Below are 23,916 nucleotides of genomic sequence, written 5' to 3'. Positions count from 1 at the left end.
TTGCCTCAATGACAAAGATCACCTTTATCGGAGCGGGCTCCACGATCTTCATGCAGAACATCGTGGGCGACGCTCTGCTGACCCCAGCACTGGCAAACAGCCACTTTGCCCTGATGGATATCGACGCCGAACGTCTGGCCGAAAGCGAAGCTGTGGCCAAGGCAATGATCCGTTCTGTTGGAACCGGGGCAACTGTCACCACTCACGCCGACCGCCGCGCAGCGTTGGATGGTGCCGATTTCGTGATCACTGCCTTTCAGGTCGGTGGGTACGATCCTTGCACGATCACCGATTTCGAAATCCCCAAACAATACGGCCTGCGCCAGACCATCGCCGATACAATGGGGGTCGGAGGCATCATGCGCGGTCTGCGTACGGTTCCCGTTCTGTGGGATGTAGCGCGCGACATGATGCAACTCTGCCCCAATGCGACGCTGCTCCAATACGTCAACCCGATGGCCATCAACACCTGGGCGCTGGCCGAGCAGTTCCCTGTGCTGAAACATGTAGGCCTTTGCCACTCGGTCCAGAATACGGTCGAGGAACTGGCGCATGATCTGGACCTGCCCAAGGGCGACTTCCGTTACAAGGTTGCTGGCGTCAATCACGTCGCCTTCTTCCTGAAACTCGAACATCGAGGTCGCGATCTCTACCCTACGCTGCGGCAAGGGTATGCCAGCGGCCAGATCCCCAAGGCACCGTTGCTGATGCCGCGCTGCCCGAACAAGGTGCGATACGAGGTGATGGACCATCTGGGCTATTTCTGCACCGAGAGTTCCGAGCATTTTGCCGAATACGTTCCATGGTTCATCAAGGACGGGCGCGAAGACCTGATCGAGCAGTTCAGCATCCCTTTGGATGAGTACCCAACCCGATGCGTCGAACAGGTGGCCAGTTGGAAGGAGCAGGCCAAAACCCTGACCGACGGGCGCGATATCGAGGTGATCCGAAGCCACGAATTCGCCGCCGACCTGATGAACGCAATCGTCACCGACACGCCCTATGTGGCCTATGGCAACCTGCCGAACACCGGCCAGATTCCGCAGCTTCCTTTGGGTGCTGTAGTGGAAACGCCGTGCCTGGTGGACAGCAATGGTGTACAGCCTTCGGTCGTCACCGACATTCCACCGCAGTTGATCGCCCTGATGCGAACGCAAATCAACGTGCAGGAACTGACCGTTCGGGCGCTGGTCGACCAGAACCCGGAATACATCTATCACGCCGCCATGATGGACCCGCACACCGCCGCCGAGTTGGACTTGCGCCAAATCCGCAATTTGGTGACAGACCTTCTAACTGCACATTCAGACTGGTTACCTGACTGGTGCCAACCCGCCAAAGCCGCTTGAAAGGGCTCAGCGAATGACTAAGAAACGCCGTTCCCAGCATTGGTATGGAAAGCTCGACAAAGACGGGTTCATCCACCGCTCGTGGATGAAAAACCAAGGCTTCCCCGATCACGCTTTTGACGGACGCCCCATCATCGGCATCTGTAACACGTGGTCGGAGCTTACCCCCTGCAACTCGGGTCTGCGTGATCTGGCCGAAGGCGTCAAACGCGGTGTGTGGGAGGCCGGAGGCTTCCCCGTCGAATTCCCCGTCATGTCACTGGGCGAGACCCAGATGAAGCCCACCGCCATGCTGTTCCGTAACCTTCTGGCCATGGATGTCGAAGAGTCGATCCGCGCCTATGGCATCGACGGCGTCGTCCTGCTGGGCGGCTGCGACAAGACCACGCCGGGGCAGTTGATGGGTGCGGCCTCGGTCGATCTGCCGTCGATTGTCGTTAGCTCCGGCCCGATGCTGAACGGCAAGTATCGCGGTCAGGATATCGGTTCGGGCACGGATGTGTGGAAATTCTCCGAGGCCGTCCGCGCAGGCGAAATGACCCTGCAGGACTTCATGAACGCTGAATCCGGCATGTCGCGCAGCGCCGGTGTGTGCATGACGATGGGCACAGCCAGCACGATGGCCTCGCTGGTCGAAGCAATGGGCATGAGCCTGCCCACCAACGCCGCTTTGCCTGCCGTTGACGCCCGCCGCATGGCGTTGGCGCATCTGACCGGCAAGCGGATTGTCGAGATGGTGGACGAAGACCTCAAACCCTCGGACATCCTGACCAAAGGGGCGTTTGAAAATGCCATCCTGACCAACGCCGCCGTGGGCGGGTCGACCAATGCGGTAGTTCACCTTCTGGCGCTGGCGGGCCGTGTAGGTGTGGACCTGACGCTCAAGGATTTCGAGATCGGCTCGGAAATCCCGCTGCTGGTGAACTGTATGCCTTCGGGCAAATACCTGATGGAGGATTTCTGCTATGCAGGCGGCGTGCCGGTCGTTCTGAATGAACTCAAATCCTTCCTGCGCCCGTCCAAAACCGTCCTTAACAAGGACATCTCAGCCCATTATGAAGGGGCCGAGTGCTTCAACGCCGATGTCATCCGCCCCTTCAACGATCCGGTGAAACCCGCGGCGGGGCTGCGTGTCCTGCGCGGCAATCTGGCACCGAACGGCGCCATCGTAAAGCCCTCGGCGGCAACGGATGAACTGCTGGAAACCGAGGCCGAGGCTTTTGTCTTTGAAAGCATCGAAGACCTGAAAGCCAATATCGACCGCGACGACCTGCCGGTGTCGCCCGAGACCATTCTGGTGCTTAAAGGCTGCGGCCCGAAGGGCTATCCGGGGATGCCGGAGGTCGGCAATATGCCGATCCCGGCTAAGCTGGTGAAGGACGGGGTTCGCGACATGATCCGTATCTCGGACGCTCGTATGTCTGGCACCGCCTTTGGCACCGTCATCCTGCATGTCAGCCCCGAGGCACAGGCGGGTGGCCCGCTGGCGCTGGTCAAAACCGGTGATCGCATCCGGGTGTCGGCCAGCAAAGGGGAGTTGGAGTTGTTGGTCGACGAAAAGGAACTGGACGCCCGCCGCGCCGCGTGGCAAGCGGACGATCCGCATTACAGCCGCGGTTACGCCAGACTTTATATCGACCACGTGTTGCAGGCCGATCAGGGCGCGGACCTTGATTTTCTCGTCGGCAAAGACACCCGCCTTGTCACCAGAGAGAGCCACTAATGGATCAACCAGCCACTTTCCACGATCTCAACGGGGCTTCGGTCTATATTACCGGCGGTGGCTCGGGCGTTGGCGCTGCTCTGACCGACGGGTTCCTCGCGCAAGGCGCCAATGTCGCCTTCATCGGGCGGTCCGATGCCAGCGGGTTTGTCGATGAAATGCACGACAAACACGGGCGCGCGCCGCTGTTCATGCAAGGCGACATGACAGATACCGAGTTGCTGCACACTACCATGAAAAAGGCGGCCGAGGCGCATGGCCCGCTGAACGTGCTGATCAACAACGCGGCCAACGATAAACGCCACTCGCTTGAAGAAACGACGACCGAGTTCTGGGACTGGATGATCGAGGTAAACCTCAAGGCCTACTACTTCGCCTGTCAGGAGGCCGCCCGCCAGATGCAGGGCAAAGGCGGTGCGATCGTGAATTTCAGTTCGATCAGCTACATGATGGGCAATGCAGGCTATCCGATCTACACGACCTCGAATGCCGGAATCACCGGCATGACGCGGTCTTTGGCGCGCGAGTTGGGGCCGCAGAACATCCGTGTCAACGCGCTGGCCCCCGGTTGGGTTCTGACGCAGAAACAGCTGGATATGTGGGCCACGCCCGAGGATCTGGCCGCACATCTCGACCGCCAATGCCTGAAAGAACACCTGACGCCCGAGGACATGATCGCACCGACCTTGTTCCTAGCCTCAAACGCTAGCCGGGCGATGACCGGGCAATGCATGGCCGTCGATGGCGGCGTCGTCGTAACGGGGTAGAGCCATGAATACAGAATGGATTGCTGTCGATTGGGGAACCTCTCATTTGCGAGCCTGGGCGATGCAGGGCGAAACGGTGCTGGATCAGGCATATTCGGACAAAGGCATGGCGCGGGTGGACAAAAGCGGGTTCCAGCCCGCGTTGTTCGAACTCATCGAAGGCTGGCTGGGCAGCGGCCCCACAGATGTGGTCGCCTGCGGCATGGTCGGCGCGCGACAAGGTTGGGTCGAGGCCCCCTACTCCGCCGTCCCATGTGAACCAACGCCGGTTGCCCCGTTCCGTGTTCCGGGCACAGATTCCCGCATCCGGGCCTTCGTGGTGCCCGGTCTGAAACAAAACGCGCCACCAGATGTCATGCGCGGTGAAGAAACCCAGATCGCGGGGTTTCTGGCCTCTCATCAGAACTGGGACGGGGTGATCTGTTTGCCCGGCACCCACACCAAATGGGTGCAGGTCAGCGCCGGAGAGGTCGTCAGCTTCCGCACCTTCATGACCGGAGAAATGTTTGACCTGCTGGCCGGGCAATCGGTGCTGAAACATTCGGTCGGCCAGGGATGGGACGATGCCGCCTTTGCCGAGGCTGCGGCGGACACGTTGTCCAGGCCCGAACAACTGGCCGCGCGGCTGTTTGGCTTGCGCGCCGCTGATCTGTTACAGGGTCAGGATCGCGGTATCACAAGAGCGCAGCTTTCGGGCTTTCTGATCGGCGCGGAATTGGCCGCGACCCGCCCGTATTGGCTGGGACAGCAACTCGCGATCATCGGGGCCAAGAGACTCTCGGACATCTACGCCAAGGCCCTGCAGCAACAGGGCGCGTTTGTCGAAACCGCCAACAGCACGCAATGCACACTGGCCGGCCTATTGCAGGCCCGCAACCTGACGAGGCAAACCGCATGAGCCGACCCATCATCGCCATTCTGCGCGGCCTGCGCCCATCCGATGCCGTTGCCACCGGGCAGGCCCTGATCGACGCCGGGATCGACAATATCGAGGTCCCGCTGAACTCACCCGATCCGCTGGAGTCGATCGGTATTCTGGCCGAACAGTTCGGGGACCGTGCCCTGATCGGGGCGGGCACCGTACTGACGACGGATCAGGTGGACGCGGTGGCCAAGGTTGGCGGCAGGCTGATCGTATCACCGAACTGCGACGCGCAGGTGATCTCGCACACGCACCAACTGGGACTGGAAAGCTGGCCCGGCATCTTCACCCCGACTGAGGCCTTTACGGCCCTCAAGGCCGGAGCCTCCGGCCTGAAACTCTTTCCCGGCACTCTCGCCGGTCCGGCGGGGCTATCCGCGCTGCGCGCGGTGTTGCCCAAGGGCACGCTGGTATATGCCGTCGGCGGCGCGGGACCTGAGAATTTCGATCAGTGGATCAAGGCTGGCGCCAACGGATTCGGCATCGGGTCGGCGTTGTTCAAACCCGACATGACGGCCGCAGAGGTCGCGGGCCGGGCCGCGCGGATCGTAGCTGCCTACGAAGAAGCCGCCGGATGAGCGTCATTTACGACGACCGCCCTTGTGAACTGGGCGAGGGTCCGCTTTGGCACCCCGAGCGGCGGCAACTTTTCTGGTTCGATATTGTGGGCAAGAAGCTAATGACGCGGAAAAACGGTGAACCGCACAGTTGGCAGTTCGACGAACATGTTTCTGCCGCGGGCTGGGTCGACTCAGAGACGCTGTTGATCGCCTCTGAAACAGGGCTATGGCGGTTCGGCCTGATGACCAAGCAAAAAGGGCTGATCACTCCGCTTGAGGCGGACAATCCGATCACCCGGTCCAATGACGGGCGCGCTGATCCTTGGGGCGGGTTCTGGATCGGGACGATGGGCAAAGACGCAGAACCCGGTGCAGGTGCGATCTATCGTTATTGGCAGGGCGAACTGCAGCAACTGGTGCCAGATGTCACGATCTCGAACGCGATCTGCTTCGCCCCGGACCGGACCTGCGCCTATTGCGCGGATACAGTGCGGAAACAGGTCATGCGCTTGCCTTTGAACCCGGAAACCGGCTGGCCCGAGGGCGAGAGTACGGTTTTTCTAGACCACCGCGTCGATGGGCTGAACCCGGATGGGGCGGTGGTCGACGCCGATGGCAACATCTGGATCGCCCAATGGGGTGCGAGCCGCGTGGCGGCCTATACCCCTGCGGGCCGGTTCCTGACTGCGATCGCCTTTGAGGCAGCTCATACTTCCTGTCCCGCGTTCGGAGGTGATGACCTGACAACCTTGTTCTGCACCACCGCCCGCGACGGGCTGGATGCAGAGACTTTGGCCAAACACCCAACCAACGGCATGACCTTTGCCGCCCCTGGCGCGGGCAAAGGGCAGGCCGAACACAGAGTCCTTCTATGAAGCCCGAACTTGGCGTCTGCTACTACCCCGAACACTGGCCCGAAGAGATGTGGGCCGAGGATGCCGCGCGCATGGTGGAAACCGGTCTGAGCTGGGTGCGGATCGGTGAGTTTGCCTGGAGCAGGATGGAGCCCGCACCGGGTGATCTGCGTTTAGACTGGCTGGATCAAGCGATTGAGGTGCTGGGGGCAGCGGGGTTGAAGGTGGTGCTGGGAACACCCACGGCGACGCCACCGCGTTGGATGCTGGAAAAACACCTCGACATGCTGGCCGTGGATGCACAGGGGCAGCCGCGCAAATTCGGCTCGCGCAGGCATTATTGCTTTAGCCACCGGGGTTATATCGCCGAGTGTGAACGGATTGCCCGGATCATGGGGGAACGTTACGGGCGCAACTCGCATATAGCGGCATGGCAGATCGACAACGAATATGGCTGCCACGAAACGACCGTCAGCTACAGCCAACCGGCCTTGCAGGCGTTTCGGCGGTGGTTGGCCGAGCAGTATGAGTCCATCGAATCTCTGAATACCGCTTGGGGTAATATTTTTTGGTCGATGGAGTACGACAGCTTTGATCAGATCGACCTGCCCAACCTGACCGTGACCGAGCCCAACCCCGCCCACGTTCTGGCCTTTCGCCGCTTCAGCTCGGATCAGGTGGCGGTGTTCAACAAGGCGCAGGTCGACGTCATGCGCCCGCTGACCGATGCGCCGCTGCTGCATAACTATATGGGCCGGATTCTGGACTTCGACCATTTCAAGCTGGGCGCCCATCTGGATATCGCGACATGGGACAGTTATCCGATCGGCTTTCTGTCCGACCGGCTTGAGGCTGACGAGGCACATAAAACCGCATTCCTGCAACAGGGCGACCCCGACATGCAGGCCTTTCACCATGACCTGTATCGCGCTGTCGGCCGGGGTCGCTGGTGGGTGATGGAACAGCAGCCTGGCCCGGTGAACTGGGCACCGTATAATCCCGCTCCCCTGCCCGGCATGGTACGCCTGTGGTCGCTCGAGGCAGTGGCGCATGGCGCTGAAGTGGTCAGTTACTTCCGTTGGCGACAGGCCCCATTCGCGCAGGAACAAATGCACGCGGGCCTGTTGACCCCGAACAACGCACCCGCTCCGGCATTGGCCGAAGCCCGTCAGACAGCCGATGATCTGGCACAGCTGGGTACTGTCACGCAGACTCAGGCAGATGTGGCCATTCTGTTCGACTACGCCTCGGACTGGGCATGGACAACCCAGCCACACGGGGCCGGGTTCAGCTATTTCCGGCTGGTGTTCTCGGCTTATCGCGCACTGCGGCGTGCCGGGCTATCAGTGGATATCCTGTCCTCGTCCGAAACACCTGAGGCAAGGTACAAACTGATCCTCGCCCCCGGGCTGGCCACCTTGGACGGTCGGGTCGATCAGCACCCGGGCGATCTGACGCTCTATGGCCCCCGCAGTGGTGCCATCACGCACGACTTCCAAATTCCCGAAACGGGGCGCCCCGGCCTGACCGAACTGAACTGCGAAGTTGAACTGGTCGAAACACTGCCCCCAAACACACGCCGCGAGGTCGTTGGCGGCGGCGCGGCCCGGCACTGGATTGATCGTCTGTCCGGCAACGCCCCGGACCTGCTGACCTATGCCGACGGGACATCCGCCCTGAAGGGTGAGAACGGCATTTGGTATTTGTCCGGCTTCCCGGATGAGGTTCTTTGGGATCGGGTGATCTCCATGGCTGCGCAAGAGGTTGGGCTGACCTTGAAACCGCTGCCTGCAGGGTTGCGGCAGCGTGAGACTGAACAGCACATTTTCCTGATCAACTACACCACTGTCCCCGTATCGTGGAACGGGTTTGAGATTGGTGCCTGCGATGTGCTGATCTTGAAAAAGGACGCGCCCGAAGAGGGGTAGCTCTCCGGGCGCGCGGGTTTCAGTCAGGCGCGAAGCTTACTGATCGTTTTGCAGGCTGTTGGGGTCAAAAGCCCCGCCGAAGCCGCCATTGCTGGCAGGCGGCGTTTCTGGGTCCGGTTCGCCCTCCTCACCATCACCACCCAAGGTGTTCGGTGCAAACACGTTACCGAAACCAGAGTTATTGGTGCCGGTGTCTGGCTCTGCTTCCTCTTCCGTTGTTCCGGGCTGTAGATCACCGGGCTCAAACACGCCTTCAAAGCGCTGTTTGCGTTCTTCCTCAAGCTGTCTGCGCTGTTCTTCACGCTGCTTACGCAACTCCTCGATGCGCTGCTGGGCTTCCAGTTGCTTCTGCTCTCGCACGTCGGCGATGCACTGCGCCGGGTTGTAAGCCGTCGCGGTACCGATCAGGGTGATCGTGGCAACGGCAAAAACAACCACCAGAACCGCGGCCGTGTTGCCGGAAAAGAAGCTGGGCAGTTTGATTTTGCCCGCCAACTCCTCGACCGTGGCATTCTTGCGCGCGGCAGCAACCAGTTCCTGTCGTTTCAGCTTGGCCTCGTTCAACAGGGCAAAGAACACGGTCAGCGCCACGATGATGAAGGCCAACGCCGAGATCGACGGCGTGATACCATACCGCACCTTTTGCGCCAGTTCGATGGTCAGCGTCGGATACTCGCCAAAAGTGAAAGTGGTGGTGTTGTAGTTCTCGAACGAGGCGAGGAACGCCAATACCGCCGCCGAGGCAATGGCCGGGCGCATGAAAGGTAACAGTATCTTACGAAACGCCTGCGCATGGCTGGCACCCAGATCCAGCGCCGCCTCGGTCAAGGCGATATCATAACGCTGCAGCCGCGCCACCAGCACCAGCATGCAGTAGCTGGCGATAAAGGTGGACTGCCCGATCACCGTCAGGAAAATCCCGTTCGACAATACGCTGTCCGCACCCAGTCCCAGCATCCGGTTGATCCGGTCCCAGAACACTAGGGTCGAGATACCCAGAACCACGCCCGGGATCAGGATCGGCGCGATGATGACCGTGTAATAGGTCGCGCGCAGCTTGGGCCAGATCTGCGTCAGCATCAGCGCTCCCGCCAGACCCATCGCCACCGACAAAACAACCGTCCCAGCGCCGATGATTAGTGAGTTCTTGATGCCGTTCAGGATACGCTGGTCCTGAAACAGCTCTCCGAACCACTGGAAGGTCAGGCATTCCCACGGTGTCATTCTCGGGAAAACCGAAGAGTTGAACGCCGTAACCGACATGATCACCAGCGGGCCCAGCAGGTACAGGAAGAAGATGACCAGATAGACCCAGATGCTTATGCGGAGGAAGGAATTGTTCATTTCCCGATATCCCCCATGTTCACCTTGAACAGACGCATCATCGCCAGCACGAACAGGATACAGGTCACCAGCAGCACGATGGCGTAGGCGGCCCCCTGCGGCCAGTCATTGTTGTCGTTGAACTGTTGATAGATCAGCTGCGTGAACCACAAGCTGGACGGCCCGCCCAGAATCTGCGGTGCGGCCAGCGCTCCTGCGGACAGCATGAAGACCATGGTGCAGCCCGAACTGATGCCCGGCTTGGCGTAGGGTATGACCACTCGCCAGTGAATCCTCCACCAAGGCGCACCAAGGTCGCGCGCGGCCTCGATCTGGTTTTTATCCAGGCTTTCTATAACGTTATACATCGGGAAGATCATCAGAAGGATGTAGGCATAGCCCAGACCGGCATAAAGCGCGATGTCATTGCGGATGAAGTCAAACGGCGTATCCCAGATGCCAAGCCCCATGAACAGGGTATTCAGAACACCGGTTTCGCCAAAGATGATCCGCAACGCAAAGGCCCGCAGGATCTCGTTGATCCAGTAAGGGATGATCAGCATGATCGCGAAGATGCGGATATGACTGCCTTTTGATTGGCCCAGATAGTAGGCAATTGGATAGCAGAGGATCAGATTGAAGATTGTAACGCAGACCGCTGCAAGCAATGTGCGGAAAAAGACCCTCAGGTCGACCGCGTTATAGTCCTGACTGCCGCCTTCCGGGCCGTAGATCAGGTACTTGTAGTTCTCCAGCGTATAGACGTCCTTTGGCCCGCCAATTTCTGGCGGCGGCAAGTTCGGGCGGAATGAGAAGTCCAACATCGACAATTGCGGCAGGATGATCAGACCGACAGTCCAGAAAAGAACCAGACCCAATATGGCCAGACCCATTCCGGTACCATTGCGATTGAAAAACTCTTTCAGAAAGCGGGGCATGTGTTCGTCCCCCTATTCCGCGGCCAGCTCACCCGCCGGAACCAGAACCGCGTTGTGGGTTTCGTATTCCAGCGTGATGTTCTGTCCTGTGTGATCCTTAAAGGACTGACCATGGTTCGGGATCGATACCTTGATCTCCTTGCCGCCTTCGCCTTCGGTGAAAATGTTGAAGACGTTGCCTTCAAACTCTTCATGGTTCACCCGCGCAGTAACAAAGTGATCGCCGGTAGCGCCGTCGGGCGCGATGGCAAGGGCTTCGGGGCGAATGAACAGCATGGCATCGTCGCCTTCTTTCATCTTGCCCTGATTGGCCGTTGAAATCCGCGCGACCAGATCGCCCGAGCGGTTCGTCCGGATCAGTGCCTCGCTCCCCATGACCTGCTTGATTTTGCCGCGGAATACGTTGTTTTCACCCACGAACGAGGCCGCAAATGCGGTATTGGGGTCGTTGTAAATGGTTTTGCCATCCGCAATCTGGTCGATCACCCCGGCCCGCATGACGGCGATGTTGTCCGACATGGTCAGCGCCTCGCCCTGATCGTGGGTGATATAGATGAAGGTGATGCCGACACGCTGCTGAATTTCGCGCAATTCTGTGCGCATGTGCTGGCGCAGTTTAAGATCCAAAGCGGAGAGCGGTTCGTCCAGCAACAGCACATCCGGCTCGGCACACAAGGCGCGGGCAATCGCAACACGCTGGCGCTGACCACCGGACAATTCGCTGGGCAGCTTATCACCTTGCCCGGGCAGAGCGATCATATCCAGCAACTCGTCAGCACGCTTGCGGCGTTCGGTGGCGCTGGCGCCTTTGATCTCCATGGAAAAGGTGATGTTTTCCCACACTTTCATCAGCGGGAACAACGCCAGGTTCTGAAAGATCAGGGCAGTCGGACGCTTGTTCGGGCCGATACCCTGCATGTCATTGCCGCCGATCAGAACCCGGCCCTCGCTTGGGTCCAGAAAGCCCGAGACCGCGCGCAGGATGGTCGTCTTACCGCAGCCCGAGGGGCCAAGGAACGAAAAGAAGTCACCCCCGTTGATGTTCACATTGGCGTCCCGCACGGCGACAAAGTCACCGAAACGGATCCACAGGTTTTCAAGATCTACACCGACCCCTGCACTCATTGTTGGTATCTCCGTCAGGTACGGTTGCAGACCGCACCATAATAGTATCCGTCACGCCGAACGGCGCGCGGGTGAATGGCCCCCCGCACATTGGCGGAGGGCGGCGTTACACAGCAATCAGGCGCTTTTGAACTTGTTGACGAACTCAGTGCGGGTTTCCGCATACCACGGCGCCTCGGCCGGCCACGGGTTGAGGTTGGCCAGCGAGTCACCCGGATAGGCCTCGGCAAAGTTCTTCTTGTAGGTGTCGCCCGAGTATTGGTCGGCACCTAGAACCGGCGAGTTGTAACCGTGGCTGTCAATCGCCACACCGGCTGGTTTCGCCTGATAGGCGAAGTCAATGAAGGCATAAACCTGATCGATATTGGCCGCGCCTGTCGGCATGGACATACCATCAACCCATGCCATCGCACCTTCGATTGGGGCTTGATAGTGCACCGGCTCACCCGCCGATTTCAGCGCCAGCGGCGGGCCGTCCCAAGTCTGACCGACAACTACGCCTTCGTTCAACAGGCCATTTTTCTGGGTGTCCGCGTCGTTCCAGATCAACTTGATTCGGTTCTTGCGTTCGATGCACCAGTCGGTGATCTGACCCCAGACCTTGCGCATGGTCTCTTCGTCGCCGTAGGCGGCCCAGACCGAGCCCGGCTCCATCTCACCCGCGCGTTCCATGTAAAGACCCGCACCCAGCATCATCGAATGCGCGCGGCCCATGGTCTTGCCTGCGTTTTCTTCCGACCAGACATCACCATAAGACGGCGCGTCGCCTTCCGGCAGCCACAGGTCAGTACGGTAGGCGATGCCTTCGGTGCCCCAGATATGCGGCAGCCAGTGGACGCCGCTGTCACCAAAGTTCCATGCATCCGTACCAATCGAGGCCATCGCCGGGTTCACCAGATCGATCGGCACCTTGCTCATGTCGAAGGGTTGCAGCAGTTCCAGCGGCTCCCACTGCAGCGAGCGGTTGTTGGTCGGCGACACGATGTCAAAACCCTGACCCTTGGTCGCCTTCATCTTGTTGATGATTTCTTCGTTTGACCCGATACCGGTGTAGTTCACCTTGATCCCGGTCAGGGTCTCGAACTTCTGAATGAAGCTGGGCGGCAGGTAATCCGACCACATCAGAATGTTGATCTCACCCGAGGACGCCAGCGCGCTTTTGCTGTACAGCGGTGCCGCCAGCGCAGCAGCACCTGCGCCTTTCAGGACAGAGCGTCTGGAAAGCGTTTTCCGTTCAGCCATTTTCGTTTCTCCCGTTGTTGGACTTTGTATTCTTTTTGTTATGTAAGTGCAGGCTAGACCTTTGATGCAGAGCTGTCAGTCCAAAAGTGACAGTTACCAGTTTTCTTAAGTCCAGTTTGCATTCACGCCCGTCAGAACCAGGATCAGGTCACGGCTCTGTCCAGACTGAGACACCATAGGGCGGGATTTCAGAAGTACCAACCAGATATTGACGATCCTCGGAACCGGGCAAGACCTGCGCAGTTGCACTGAAGTTGAAGGCAAACCACAGCTCACCCCGACGCGTGATGCGCACATCCCGGTAGTTTTCTGTCACGGGGATGTCTGCCCATCTCAGAGCCTCGGCCAGAACAGCCTGCAACAACGGTCCGCGCGGGATCATCGCCAGGTACATCGACCGATCCGACTGCACAATCGCCGGGCTGCCGTCGCGGTAAACGCTTGAAAAACGGGCTGTTACCTTATTCGCGGTTTCGATGATTTCGCGCCAGCCAGTGAACTCATGCTGCGTGCCGTCCTCCAGGCGCACCGATTCGCGGGCCAGATCCGGCAGTGATTCGACTCTCAGAATCCGGACGCCAGCCAGATCGGCCAACTCTCCGGGGGCAAGGTTCTGGGGCGTGTGCATGTCATCCGTCTTGCTGCCGGCACGGGCGCCGATCAACAGTTTAGCCAAACTGTCCCGCAGCCGTTTCGCCAGGTCTGGCAAGACGATCATGCTTTGCGGTAGCACGATCAACGCATAGCCCGTCAGGTCGTCTTCAGGACCAACAAAATCCAGATCAACCCCTTGGGCGCGCAGCCCGGCATACCATTCACGAATGATCTGAGCATTCGGGAACGCGTCATCATGGGGCAGAATATCTGCTGCCCAGATGGACGCGTAGTCCAGCAAGATGGCCACCGGTGCCCGTTGGCGCGTGGTCGATGGTAGTGCATCACGCTCCTGAACCACCTGCGCCAGTTCCAGAGCGGCCTGATCCAGGCTTCCGTCCGAGCGCAGCAGTGCCGTATGAAACTGTTCTTGCGCTAATCTGGCCTGTCGCCAGCGGAAGAACATCACAGCCTGCGCGCCGTGCGCGTAGGCCGCCCATGTCCACAAGCGAACCATGCCATCGGCGGGGGAAGGGTTCTTTTTGGCCCAGTCCACCGGACCAGGTTGCTGTTCCAGTACCCACATGCGCCCTTTGCCCTGTGATCGGTAGAGGTCACAATGAAACCCCTGATAGTCCGGCGCACCGGTGCGCAGGTTTCGACGCTTATCCTCATCTGACAGGGTCGACCCCAGCAGATTGCCCAGCGGATAGCTGTCGAAGCCGACAATATCCAGATCAGCAGCCACTGCGTGGTGGTCAAACTCAAAACTGCCAGCCATGAAGTTATGGGTGATATCCCGGCCCGGAGAGTACTGCCGGAGGATGTCCACCTGTGCGCGGTTGAACAATCGCACCCGGTCCGAGGAGTAGCGCGCGAAATCCAGCGCGTGTGTCGGGTTGGGGCTCGCCACCAGGCCGTTGGGCAACTCAATCTGGTCAAAGCTGGAATAAACAGAGGCCCAGAACACGGTGCCCCATATCCGGTTCAGGTTTTCAATGGTGCCGTAACGCTCCGCCAGCCAACGCCGGAACCCGTCGCGGGCCGCGTCCGAGTAGCTGAGTACCGTGTCGTGGTCATTATATTCATTGTCTATCTGCCAAGCGCAGACATGAGGGTTTTCACCATAACGGCGCGCATACTCGGTGGCGATCCGGCAGGACTCGGCCAGATAAACATTACTCGAGAAGCAATAATGCTTACGGGACCCGAATCCTCTAACCCGCCCATCCGGGCCAACCGGCAAAATTTCTGGATACTCATCAATCAGCCATTTCGGCGGCGCAGCCGTCGGCGTGGACATCATCACGCGAAGACCGGCGCCCCCGAGAAGTTCAATCACCTCATCCAGCCAGTCCCATTGGAACCGGTCGCGCTCGGGTTCGATCAAACCCCAGGTGAATTCGGCAATGCGCACCCAGTCGAGGCCCATCTCGACCATCAGCCTTGCATCCTCGTGCCAAAGCGACCTATCCCATTGCTCGGGGTAATAGCAAACCCCCAGTTCCAGTTTGCTCATCGGTCTTCCCTTGCCGTGCGGCGTTCGATCCATTTCAGGAAGCTGGCGCAACCCAAGGTGATCACCACGTAAAGGACGGCCGCTGTGTTGAACGGTGCAAAGGGCAGGAAACTGGCCGCCTGAAACTCGCGCATCCGTTGGGTCATGTCGCGGACCGAGAGGATCGACAGCAACGAGGTATCTTTGATCATTGCAATGAATTCATTGCCCAAGGGCGGCGTCACAATGCGCAGCGCCTGCGGTAGGATGATCAGTCGCGCGGTTTGCCAGCGCGACAAGCCGAGCGAGCCGCCCGCCTCAATCTGCCCGCGGGGGATGGCTTCTATGCCGGATCGGAAAATCTCGGCCATGTAAGCGGAGTAGCCCACGGAAATCGCAATGATCCCGCGCGTCATGTTGGTCATGTCGATGCCGCCACCGGTGGCATCCTTTACGGCCCCAGCCAAAGGCAAGCCGATATAAAGTATGATCACCAGCATCGGAATGCCGCGGATCGTATCGACGAAAAACTCGGCCCCCACCGCCAGCGGGTGCAGCTTGTGCTGGGCTCCGCCAACGGTCAGGGTCAACAGCAAAAAGCCAAAGACTGCAAAGGCCAGCGCCGGATTTCGGTATTTGTCGGGCAGGAAACTGGTCTGCCAGATCACCGGATACCCTTTTGTGTTTGTTCCGACGGGGACAAAAGCGCCGGATACGCTGTCCACGGTTTCGATCTGCTCCAGCGCAGTGGCCGCGTCGGGTGCACTGCGAATACGGTATTGCTGGTTCTCGCCCTCCTGAAACTCACCAAAGCGGATCATGTCCGCCTGAGCTTGCGGGGTACCGCGCACGATGGCGATACGGGCATCCAGCGTACCGATGAGTTCGTATTTCACTTGTGGCTGCATGAAGAAAAATGCGGAAATCGCCAGCAGGGCCAGGCTGATGCAGCCATAAGTGACGGTCGTGCGGGCCTTGGGTTTGAACGATTGCAACCCAACCCAGATCAGGCCCAGAATAGCGGCGAAGATGTAGGCGAAGATGGCCGCGCGGAACGTGATCGCCACACCGGTAGCGAATTGCCAATGCGCCATGAACATCAGGTAGAACAGCACCGCGCCGGTCAGGATTTCAAACCCCAGTTGCACATAACCCCGCAACCCGTCGGGCAGGTAGGAACTCAAAAGGATTGCGGCAATAACAATTGCGTAGATCACCAGCATGATCTGCAGACCGGCCTGAACCTTGTCGACCACCTTTGGAAACAGCACCCAGGTTTGCGAAGACCTGTCGATCAGAGTCGATGTGTTCTCGCTGAGCGCGTGAAAGAAGACGGACTCTGCAAAGGGCATCAGCACTTGCGGTGCGGCAAACCCCAGAATTGCCAACGCCACAGCTGCTAGCAACGCGGCCAGCGCCGTGAAACGCAACCATCCCGGCGCCTCCGGAAACCGAGCGTTGCGAGCACAGAGATAGCCCAGAACAGTCACCGCCAGAATGACCAGAAACCCGACGAAAATCGGCCCGGCATCATTGCCAATCCCCAAAATTGCAACCAGCGACCGCAGGTATTTCGAAGAGGTGGCAAACAAATAGATGATGAACGGGGCAGCAGCGAGCAACACAAGGTTGCTCGGGCGGACCGAGCTTAAGCGCGACATGAGACCTCTCTGCTGATATGCGGCCCAGCCACCGGTGGTACCGGGCCGTTACGGGCCAGACCGGGTTATTCGGTGCCCCAGTATTTTCCGATTAACGCATCCAAAGTACCGTCGGTCTTGATCGCCGCCAGTCCTTCGTTGATGGCATCAACCGTTGCGTCACCTTCCTGGAACACGATACCCAGCGGATCGGATTTCAGGCCGGTGATACCCACAGTCAATTCACCCGCGAACTCTTGTTCGTACGCTGCGGCCGAGGTGCCGTCGATGATGACGCCCTGCACATCCGCATTCTGCAACGCCAGAATCGCGGCCGAGAAGTTATCATAAAGGCTGACATTCTCGCGCCCCACCAGTTCCTCGGCCAGCTGCGCGTTGGTGGTGCCGGTCTGCGCTGCCAGTTTCTGACCACCGGCCTTGAAGTCGTCCAATGTCATGTCGCCATTGTCGACCTGCAACAAAATGGCCTGGCTAACCACGATGTAGGGCTCCGAAAAATCCATCGACTCTTCGCGTTCCGGCGTGATCGAAACGCCCGAGATCACCAGATCAAACTCCCCCTGCTGAAGCCCGGCAAAGATACCGTCCCAGGCAGTGTTGACGAAGTTCGGAACGCAATTCACTTTCTCGCAGATCGCATTCATCACATCCACGTCAAACCCTACTATCTCACCGGTCGATTCATCGACGGTTTCCATCGGCGGATAGGTGGCATCGGTGCCGATTTTCAGCACGCGCCCCTCCAGATCGGCGGCGAAGACCGCCGGGGTGGCCAGTGCTGTCAAAGCGGCTGCGGCCAGTAGTTTCTTGAACATCTTCATTACTCCTTCTGTTGGTCTATTTGACAGACGCCGTTTTCGGCGTGGGGGTGTCAGGTTGCCGCTTGATAAGTGTGGCCCTGATCTTTTTCTGGGTTTCGGACGGGTCAGCCCCGTCCAAAGCTCTCAACATGTACTCGCCCAGCAAGCGGCTCGTTTCTTCGATCGGCACATAATAGGTGCTGGGCGGCGGTACGAAATAGCGGCTAAGCTGCAGATCGTCGGTCGAAATCACCACCAGGTCCCGGCCAACCCGAATCCCGGCGGCATGGGCGGCGGACAACACGCCCAGCGTCATCGCTTCGTTGGCGCAAATACAGGCTGTGGGGCGGTTGGACAGCCGCATCAGCGCGTCAAAACTGTGCTGCCCGGTGCGCGCCGTGGTGGGTCCGTTGAAGACCAGGGCCTTGTCCGGCGCGATCCCGCCGTTGGTCAGGGCCTGTTCATATCCGGCTTGCCGTTGACTCGCATAGATCAGCTCGGCCGGAGGGTTGACCAACGCAATACGCCGGTGACCGAGCTGTACCAGCCGCGTAGTGGCATCGAAGGCAGCGACCTGACTGTCGAAATCGACATAGGCATGGGGTGTTTTGCTGTCACTCATCCCCATGGTCACAAAGGGAAACGCGTTTTGTTGCAGATACGCGATGCGTGGATCACCGCGCAACGTGCCTGAGAATATGACCCCATCAGCCAGCCCATCCTGAACGACCCGCGCCAGTACTGTCATCGCGTCCGGGATATCTGCCACGTTGAACACGCTCATTTCATACCGCGAGCCCTGCAGCGCCGCAGAGATCCCGGCCAGAATGCGAGTGAACTCCACCCCTTCCCATTCATCGGCCGCGTCCGGCGACACGCTGACCAAAACGGCAACGCGGTAAGACTTGTTGGTGCGCAGTTTTAACCCGTCCATGTTGACGCGATAGCCAAGCCGGGTGGCGGCGAGCTCAATCTCCTGCCGTGTTTTTTCCCGGACCGACGCTGCCCCGCGCAGCGCGTTCGAGACGGTGCCTACGGAATATCCCGTTTCTTTCGCGATGGATTTGATCGTCGCGCGCGCCACTACCCGACCTCCGCTGCAAGCTGTCGCATCAGGAAGGTTCGCCCCGTTCGCAAGGTTTCCGCGTGGTTTAGCGTTTCGTCATGTTCAACGAACAGATCAGAGCACGGGCTGCTTGCGAGAATGCGCAGCACACGGGGCCAATCCACGACGCCCTGCCCCGGATTGCGCCAACGCTCGTCCCCCTGACCTGCCGACGGTTCTGCATCCTTGGCATGGACCGAAACAATCCGGTCGGAATAACGCTGCAACAGTATTGCCGGATCTTGCTGCGAAACCGCCAGCCACCCGATATCGGGCTGCCAGTAAAGGTTTTCATGCGACAAAATAAGGTCCAGAGGCGTTTCCCCGGGGCGTCCGGTCAGGTCAAAATCGTGATTATGGTAAGCGAGGCACGCCCCATGCGCCACCAGCCGGGTAGCCCAATCCGCCAACCGGCCCGACACGTCCATCCATCCCTCGGACGTGTCGGGCCGCGCCTCGGGTGACAGCCAAGGCATGACAGCCACCTGGCATTTCAATAGGCTCAACAGATCGAGAATCTCGTCAAACCGCGTTTCAAACTCTTCCCAGTCGAAATGGGCCGAGCGCACGGTTAAACCAGAACGTACGACCTGCCGCACCATGTCCCGAGGGGCCAGATCATGAAACCCGATCGTTTCGATATCTGTGAACCCGCAGGCACCAACCAGGTTAAGCTGGGACGCCAGATCCCCAACCTGCCGGACAGTATATAGTTGCGCTGCTATACGCATTTCCCGGGCTTATCCTGAATTGAAACGTTTCAATTAGGTTGAAACAGCTTGACCACACTTGTCAAGACAAGGGTTCAGCGGTGCATTCTTCGCCTGAGCCAGATGATTTTTCGCAATGATGTTTACCTTATCTGACGGGGATAACGATTCAGGTATTGTTAGCGCTACCATTTTTTGATATCGCCGACTTCATGAAACAGAACCAGAATGCCAAATAAACGGGCCGCAGCAGTGAATGCCCCACGTGAAACTGGAATGCCGGAGGTCAAGCTGATAGGTGGCACCCCTACCGGTCCCGCCCAACAGGTACTGATCATGCAAAACACCCGCGCTGATTTCCCCAAGGACTTCCTCTTTGGCTTTGCGACCTCTGGCGGTTACAAAAAATCCGAGCCGCAAGCCCTTGACCCTGTGCTTAAGGCCGGATTTGACTGCTATCGCTTTTCGATCATTTGGGCACATGTTCTGCCCGACGGCCAAGGATCGGTGAAACAGGCTGGGTTGGACGACTACGATCGCCTGATCGATACCCTGCTGGAACACGGCATTCGGCCCTGTGCGACGTTGTGCGGCAAGGAGCTTCCTTTGGCACTGGCCGATCTGGGGGGCTGGCGAAACCGCGATAGTACGGGCTGGCTTGCCGACTATACCGAGACCGTCATGAGCCGCATCGGTGATCGCATGTTCAGTGTTGCGCCAATAGACGCGCCTGCGTTTCTTGGCGATCTGTACCTTGATACCACGGGCTCGTGCGACGCCCGCACCGCCGCGCGCAGGATGCATCACATGCTGCTTGCGCATGGCCGCTCAATTGAGGCAATGCGCGGGCTGGGCATGACCAATCTGGGAGTGGAAATCCCCCTAGCCTCGACCAAAAACCGTTGTCAAACCTTCGACCTGTTAAGCGGCATTTTCAACAACGCCTACCCCAAAAGTACGTTGACGGATTTGGAGCAGTACCTGCCGGAGGGCTGGCAAAGCGATTTCGACACTATCAGCACCCCCATCGATTGGTGCGGGCTGAATTGTGACGCCTACGGGCAGATCGACCCCTTGGCCCTGACCCGGATCCAGAAAAAATACACGAAAGACCTGCCCATCTATCTCATCGAAACGGGCAGTTCGGAACGCCAACAGGGTTCTTCCGGGATTTTCCAGCATCTACAAACCGTGCAGAACGCTCTGGAGCAAAGCCTGCCGGTAAAAGGCTGTTTCTTCCGCACAACGTCGACGGACGTGCATACTTTGCGGCCAACGTTGGAAGGCGGCGCGGTGTCGCTGCCTCTCGCGCAGCCCACCGGTGTCATGCATGAACACTGGAACCTGGTCGCCGATATTGGCGGCACCAATACGCGACTGGGCGTGATCTCGGACGGCAAGCTGACCGACCTCCGCAAGTACCCCACAGGTGCCCTGCCCGAATTGCTCGAGGCGTTTCACAGCCTGCGCGACGAGATCGGCACAGATCCGCGCGCCGTCGTCGCCGCAGGGGCCGGGCCGGTGAAGGACGGAACCATCCGCCTGACCAACGCAAACCTCGATCTGTCCGAGAGTGATATCGGCAGGGCCACCGGCGCGCAGCATACCTTTGTGATCAATGATTTCACCGCTGCCGCATGGTCCGTTGCCGAAGTCACCGGCGACGATGTCGAAGTTCTGCAAGGAGCCACGACACCACCCCCCGGCACAAGGCTGGTGGTTGGGTCGGGCACCGGACTTGGCGTCGGCGCCCTGCTTTTTTCGGAAGGGCGTTACCACACAGCATCGGGAGAAGGAGGCCATATCGGCCTATCGCCCCGCCACGTCGATGAGGTCGAGATTTTCCGCGCGGCCCGCCAGATCGCTCCGGATTGCTTCTTTGACGATACTCTGGTGTTAGAGGCCGAAATGTTCCTTAGCGGCACCGGTCTGCCGATCCTGTACCAAGCCGCTGGCATGGCAGCCGGTCAGGCCGATACACCAGTGCGCAGCGCCAGAGACATTCTGGATGACGCCCGAGCGCAAACAGACTCGATCGCGGTGAGAACCGCCGATATGTTCACTGCTCACTTGGGCGCGGTCATGGGCGATTTGGCCGTCGTGCTCATGCCCACCGGTGGCATTTTCCTTGTCGGCGGCGTTGCCAAAAAAAACCGCTGGCTGTTCCAACAAGCATTCCGCGACGCGTTCAACGCGGGTGGCCGGTTCAGCGATCTGCGGCGCACATTCAACCTCTATGTGTCAGAACAGGACGAATTTGGCATTGTTGGCGCTAACAATTTCTGCAAAAGTGCGCTCGCGCGGTAGACTGACCGCCCGATCCCATGAATTAGAAAGGACCCGGCATGATCTTGTGCTGCGGTGAAGCCCTGATCGACATGATCCCTACCTTGACCGCTTCGGGTGATGAGGGGTTTGTGCCCCATTCGGGCGGTGCCGTTTTCAATACGGCTGTTGCATTGGGACGACTGGGGGCACCAGCCGGGCTGCTGACAGGCTTGTCTTCGGATATGTTCGGGCAACAGCTCGCCTCGGCCCTGCAGGCCAGCCATGTGGACGACAACCATGTGATCCGCTCGGACCGCCCAACGACGATGGCCTTTGTGCAGTTGAAAGACGGGCACGCAACCTACAGCTTCATAGATGAAAACTCGGCCGGGCGGATGCTTTTGCCCGAGGACATGCCAAACCAGTTACCAGCGGTATCCGCACTGTACTTCGGCGGGATCAGCCTGGCCTGCGAACCCTGCGCGGATGCTTATGCCGCGCTTTTGGACAAACACGGGGCGGATCGGGCGGTGATGATTGATCCGAATATCCGTCCGGACTTCATCAAGGACCAGACCCGTTATCGCACCCGGCTCAACCGGATGATCGCGCAGGCGGATATCGTGAAGGTCTCGGATGAGGATCTGGACTGGATCGTCCCTGGCCCCGAAAGCATCGCCGAGAAAGTGCCTCTGCTGCTGCAGGCAGGACCGGCCGTTGTGATTGTCACCCGGGGCAGCGACGGAGCGTCTGGCTATCTGGCGGATGGGTCCGAAATCTCGGTCCCCGTTCCACCGGTCGAGGTGGTGGACACGGTCGGTGCAGGCGACACATTCAACGCTGGCGTTCTGGCTGAACTCGAACGTGCGGGCCACCTAAACAAACTCGCCCTACACGCCCTAACTCCCGACCAACTGCGTGCAGCCCTCTTAAAGGGTGCGAAAGTCGCCGCCGTCACCGTATCCCGCCCTGGGGCAAATCCGCCTTGGGTGCACGAGCTTTGACCCTTGTGAGACCGACATGAAACGATCCGACATCAATGCCATCAAGACCGAGGCCGAGGCCTTTATACGCTCATTCGGTGCGGTTCTACCGCCCTTTGCCAACTGGCCTCCGGAACAGATGCGCAGCGACAAGGCCGCCGGCATTCGCGAGCGCGGGTTGGGTTGGGATATTACCGATTACGGGCAGGGCCGCTTTGACGAACTTGGCCTGTTCCTATTCACTTTGCGCAACGGCGAAGTGGGCGATCTGAATAACGGCCGGGGGATGCTCTATGCGGAAAAACTGTTGGTCTCACGCGACAAACAGCTGTCGCCGATGCACCGCCACATCATCAAGGCCGAGGATATCATCAACCGGGGCGGCGGCGATCTGGTGATGGAAATCTATGCCTCGGACGCCGAAGGTGGCATTGACCGCGATAACCCCGTTATCGTGCCCAGCGATGGCTGCCCGGTCACTATCAAACCCGGCGAGCTGCTACGCCTGAAACCTGGCGAAAGCGTCACCCTGATGCCTGGCATCTGGCACGCGTTCTGGGCCGAAAAGGGCGATTGTCTGATCGGTGAAGTCTCGACCGTCAATGACGACCGCACCGATAACGTGTTCGAAGATCCGATCCCTCGTTTCGCCACCATCGAAGAAGACGCCGCGCCCGATTTCCTTCTGGTCGCGGACTACTATTCCTGAAAAAAGATAAGTCCCTTTTCCTAAACCGGAAAAGCGCATTAACATGGTCCTTGAAGCCGGGGTTGAGGGTGTTAGCCTCAACCCGCGCGCGCCCATTGCAAGAGGACCGGTCCCATGGTCACGAAAGCCGAGCTTGAAGCCCAGGTCGCCGATCTGCGCCGCCAATTGGACGAGCAAAAGGCGGCCAGCCAACAGGCACCTGAACCAGAGCCGCATGACACAGTGGCCGACAGAATTGCCGAAAACTTCGACAACTGGTCCGGTCAGTTGGAAGAAGCCCTGACCGAATTGGAAGACTTGCCGCAAAAACGACCGATCCTGTTTGCGCTTGGTATTTTCACGCTTGGCTATTTGCTAGGCCGGTCCCGGTAGGAGCCCGATCATGAGCCGCATTTCCCGCAATATCTCGATCATTCTGCGTGCCGAACGGCTGATCGCGCAACGCCATGTGGCGGTGGCCGCACGTCGCACCGGTTTCTATGCCGCAGCGGGGCTGGCCGTAGGGCTGGCGGTCATCATGATGAATGTGGCCGGGTTTTTCTGGCTGTCTGCAATCCTGTCAAAACCGCTGGCGGCCCTGATTATGGCCGGGGCCAACCTGCTGCTGGCGCTGATCCTTGCGCTGGTGGCCAATACGCAGAACGCGCAGGCCGATACAACAGCGGCGGTGGAGCTGCGCGACATGGCCTTGCAGGACATCGAGACCGAGATCAAAGACACCCTGTCCGAGGCGCGCGGCACCGTAGCAGGCCTCAGGCGCGACCCGCTGGGCGCGCTGACGCCCGATGTCATCAGCACGATCCTGGGGATGTTGGTCAGATACGCCCGGCGGCGAAAAAACAAGCCGGACCAATAGA

21 protein-coding genes are annotated in these 23,916 nt (G+C 59.3%); 12 read left to right on the top strand and 9 right to left on the bottom strand.

The genetic code is table 11. The features are described from left to right. Positions 1–8 precede the first annotated feature (8 nt). The 7 genes from melA to ACR0IM_RS09035 are packed head-to-tail and all read left to right on the top strand — an operon-like array spanning position 9 to position 8,103. Complete coding sequence (gene melA, locus ACR0IM_RS09065) at positions 9–1,349, top strand: alpha-galactosidase (RefSeq protein ID WP_480681592.1); 1,341 nt, start codon at positions 9–11, stop codon at positions 1,347–1,349. A gap of 13 nt (positions 1,350–1,362) precedes the next feature. Beyond that, positions 1,363–3,072 (top strand): IlvD/Edd family dehydratase, encoded by a 1,710-nt coding sequence (locus ACR0IM_RS09060; RefSeq protein ID WP_480641628.1) that lies wholly within the window; start codon positions 1,363–1,365, stop codon positions 3,070–3,072. Beyond that, a complete protein-coding gene (locus tag ACR0IM_RS09055; protein WP_480591402.1) occupies positions 3,072–3,839 on the top strand; it encodes an SDR family NAD(P)-dependent oxidoreductase in 768 nt (255 codons plus the stop codon). Before ACR0IM_RS09060 ends, ACR0IM_RS09055 begins: the two co-directional genes overlap by 1 nt. Positions 3,840–3,843: 4 nt before the next feature. Further along, entirely contained in the window at positions 3,844–4,737 is an 894-nt protein-coding gene (locus tag ACR0IM_RS09050) for a 2-dehydro-3-deoxygalactonokinase (RefSeq protein WP_480681591.1), read from the top strand. After that, complete coding sequence (locus ACR0IM_RS09045) at positions 4,734–5,339, top strand: 2-dehydro-3-deoxy-6-phosphogalactonate aldolase (RefSeq protein WP_480681590.1); 606 nt, start codon at positions 4,734–4,736, stop codon at positions 5,337–5,339. Before ACR0IM_RS09050 ends, ACR0IM_RS09045 begins: the two co-directional genes overlap by 4 nt. Next, on the top strand, positions 5,336–6,196 hold the full coding sequence (locus ACR0IM_RS09040; protein WP_480681589.1) for an SMP-30/gluconolactonase/LRE family protein: 861 nt from the start codon (positions 5,336–5,338) through the stop codon (positions 6,194–6,196). Before ACR0IM_RS09045 ends, ACR0IM_RS09040 begins: the two co-directional genes overlap by 4 nt. Then, positions 6,193–8,103: a beta-galactosidase gene (locus ACR0IM_RS09035; RefSeq protein WP_480681588.1), complete on the top strand. Its 1,911-nt coding sequence runs from the start codon at positions 6,193–6,195 to the stop codon at positions 8,101–8,103. Before ACR0IM_RS09040 ends, ACR0IM_RS09035 begins: the two co-directional genes overlap by 4 nt. A 36-nt stretch (positions 8,104–8,139) precedes the next feature. Here ACR0IM_RS09035 and ACR0IM_RS09030 read toward each other — a convergent pair whose 3' ends face one another. From ACR0IM_RS09030 to ACR0IM_RS08990, 9 genes are all read right to left on the bottom strand, one after another. Continuing rightward, positions 8,140–9,447: an ABC transporter permease gene (locus ACR0IM_RS09030; RefSeq protein WP_480591417.1), complete on the bottom strand. Its 1,308-nt coding sequence runs from the start codon at positions 9,445–9,447 to the stop codon at positions 8,140–8,142. Then, a complete protein-coding gene (locus ACR0IM_RS09025; protein ID WP_480591420.1) occupies positions 9,444–10,364 on the bottom strand; it encodes an ABC transporter permease in 921 nt (306 codons plus the stop codon). The genes ACR0IM_RS09030 and ACR0IM_RS09025 overlap by 4 nt, the downstream gene beginning before the upstream one ends. Positions 10,365–10,376: 12 nt before the next feature. Beyond that, positions 10,377–11,489 (bottom strand): ABC transporter ATP-binding protein, encoded by a 1,113-nt coding sequence (locus tag ACR0IM_RS09020; protein WP_480641633.1) that lies wholly within the window; start codon positions 11,487–11,489, stop codon positions 10,377–10,379. A 117-nt stretch (positions 11,490–11,606) separates the two neighbouring features. Next, positions 11,607–12,731: an extracellular solute-binding protein gene (locus ACR0IM_RS09015; protein WP_480681587.1), complete on the bottom strand. Its 1,125-nt coding sequence runs from the start codon at positions 12,729–12,731 to the stop codon at positions 11,607–11,609. 148 nt (positions 12,732–12,879) lie between these two features. Then, positions 12,880–14,844: a beta-galactosidase gene (locus ACR0IM_RS09010; RefSeq protein ID WP_480681586.1), complete on the bottom strand. Its 1,965-nt coding sequence runs from the start codon at positions 14,842–14,844 to the stop codon at positions 12,880–12,882. Beyond that, positions 14,841–16,484 carry an amino acid ABC transporter permease gene (locus tag ACR0IM_RS09005; protein ID WP_480681585.1) on the bottom strand — a complete coding sequence of 548 codons (1,644 nt, stop codon included), beginning with the start codon at positions 16,482–16,484 and terminating at the stop codon, positions 14,841–14,843. The genes ACR0IM_RS09010 and ACR0IM_RS09005 overlap by 4 nt, the downstream gene beginning before the upstream one ends. 65 nt (positions 16,485–16,549) lie before the next feature. Next, positions 16,550–17,299, bottom strand: coding sequence for a basic amino acid ABC transporter substrate-binding protein (locus ACR0IM_RS09000; protein WP_480681584.1), 750 nt, complete (start codon positions 17,297–17,299; stop codon positions 16,550–16,552). A 22-nt stretch (positions 17,300–17,321) separates the two neighbouring features. Next, complete coding sequence (locus ACR0IM_RS08995) at positions 17,322–18,368, bottom strand: LacI family DNA-binding transcriptional regulator (RefSeq protein WP_480681582.1); 1,047 nt, start codon at positions 18,366–18,368, stop codon at positions 17,322–17,324. Next, positions 18,368–19,120, bottom strand: coding sequence for a sugar phosphate isomerase/epimerase family protein (locus ACR0IM_RS08990; protein WP_480641637.1), 753 nt, complete (start codon positions 19,118–19,120; stop codon positions 18,368–18,370). Before ACR0IM_RS08990 ends, ACR0IM_RS08995 begins: the two co-directional genes overlap by 1 nt. Before the next feature lie 207 nt (positions 19,121–19,327). On the opposite strand from ACR0IM_RS08990, the gene ACR0IM_RS08985 reads away from it, so the two are divergent. From ACR0IM_RS08985 to ACR0IM_RS08965, 5 genes are all read left to right on the top strand, one after another. Next, a complete protein-coding gene (locus ACR0IM_RS08985; RefSeq protein WP_480681580.1) occupies positions 19,328–21,406 on the top strand; it encodes a family 1 glycosylhydrolase in 2,079 nt (692 codons plus the stop codon). Between the two features lie 38 nt (positions 21,407–21,444). Next, a complete protein-coding gene (locus tag ACR0IM_RS08980) occupies positions 21,445–22,371 on the top strand; it encodes a carbohydrate kinase family protein (RefSeq protein WP_480681579.1) in 927 nt (308 codons plus the stop codon). A 16-nt stretch (positions 22,372–22,387) separates the two neighbouring features. Beyond that, positions 22,388–23,059, top strand: a complete 672-nt coding sequence (locus ACR0IM_RS08975; RefSeq protein WP_480681578.1) for a D-lyxose/D-mannose family sugar isomerase — start codon at positions 22,388–22,390, stop codon at positions 23,057–23,059. 114 nt (positions 23,060–23,173) lie between these two features. Further along, the gene (locus ACR0IM_RS08970) at positions 23,174–23,431 is read left to right on the top strand and encodes a hypothetical protein (RefSeq protein ID WP_480591456.1); all 258 of its coding nucleotides are present in this window, start codon (positions 23,174–23,176) and stop codon (positions 23,429–23,431) included. A 10-nt stretch (positions 23,432–23,441) separates the two neighbouring features. Beyond that, entirely contained in the window at positions 23,442–23,915 is a 474-nt protein-coding gene (locus ACR0IM_RS08965; protein ID WP_480681577.1) for a hypothetical protein, read from the top strand. The last annotated feature ends 1 nt before the right edge of the window (position 23,916 follow it).

The organism is Ruegeria sp. BF6 (assembly GCF_056538665.1).
The sequence above is the reverse complement of the archived record's forward strand: the minus strand, read 5'-3'. Positions and strand labels throughout refer to the sequence as shown.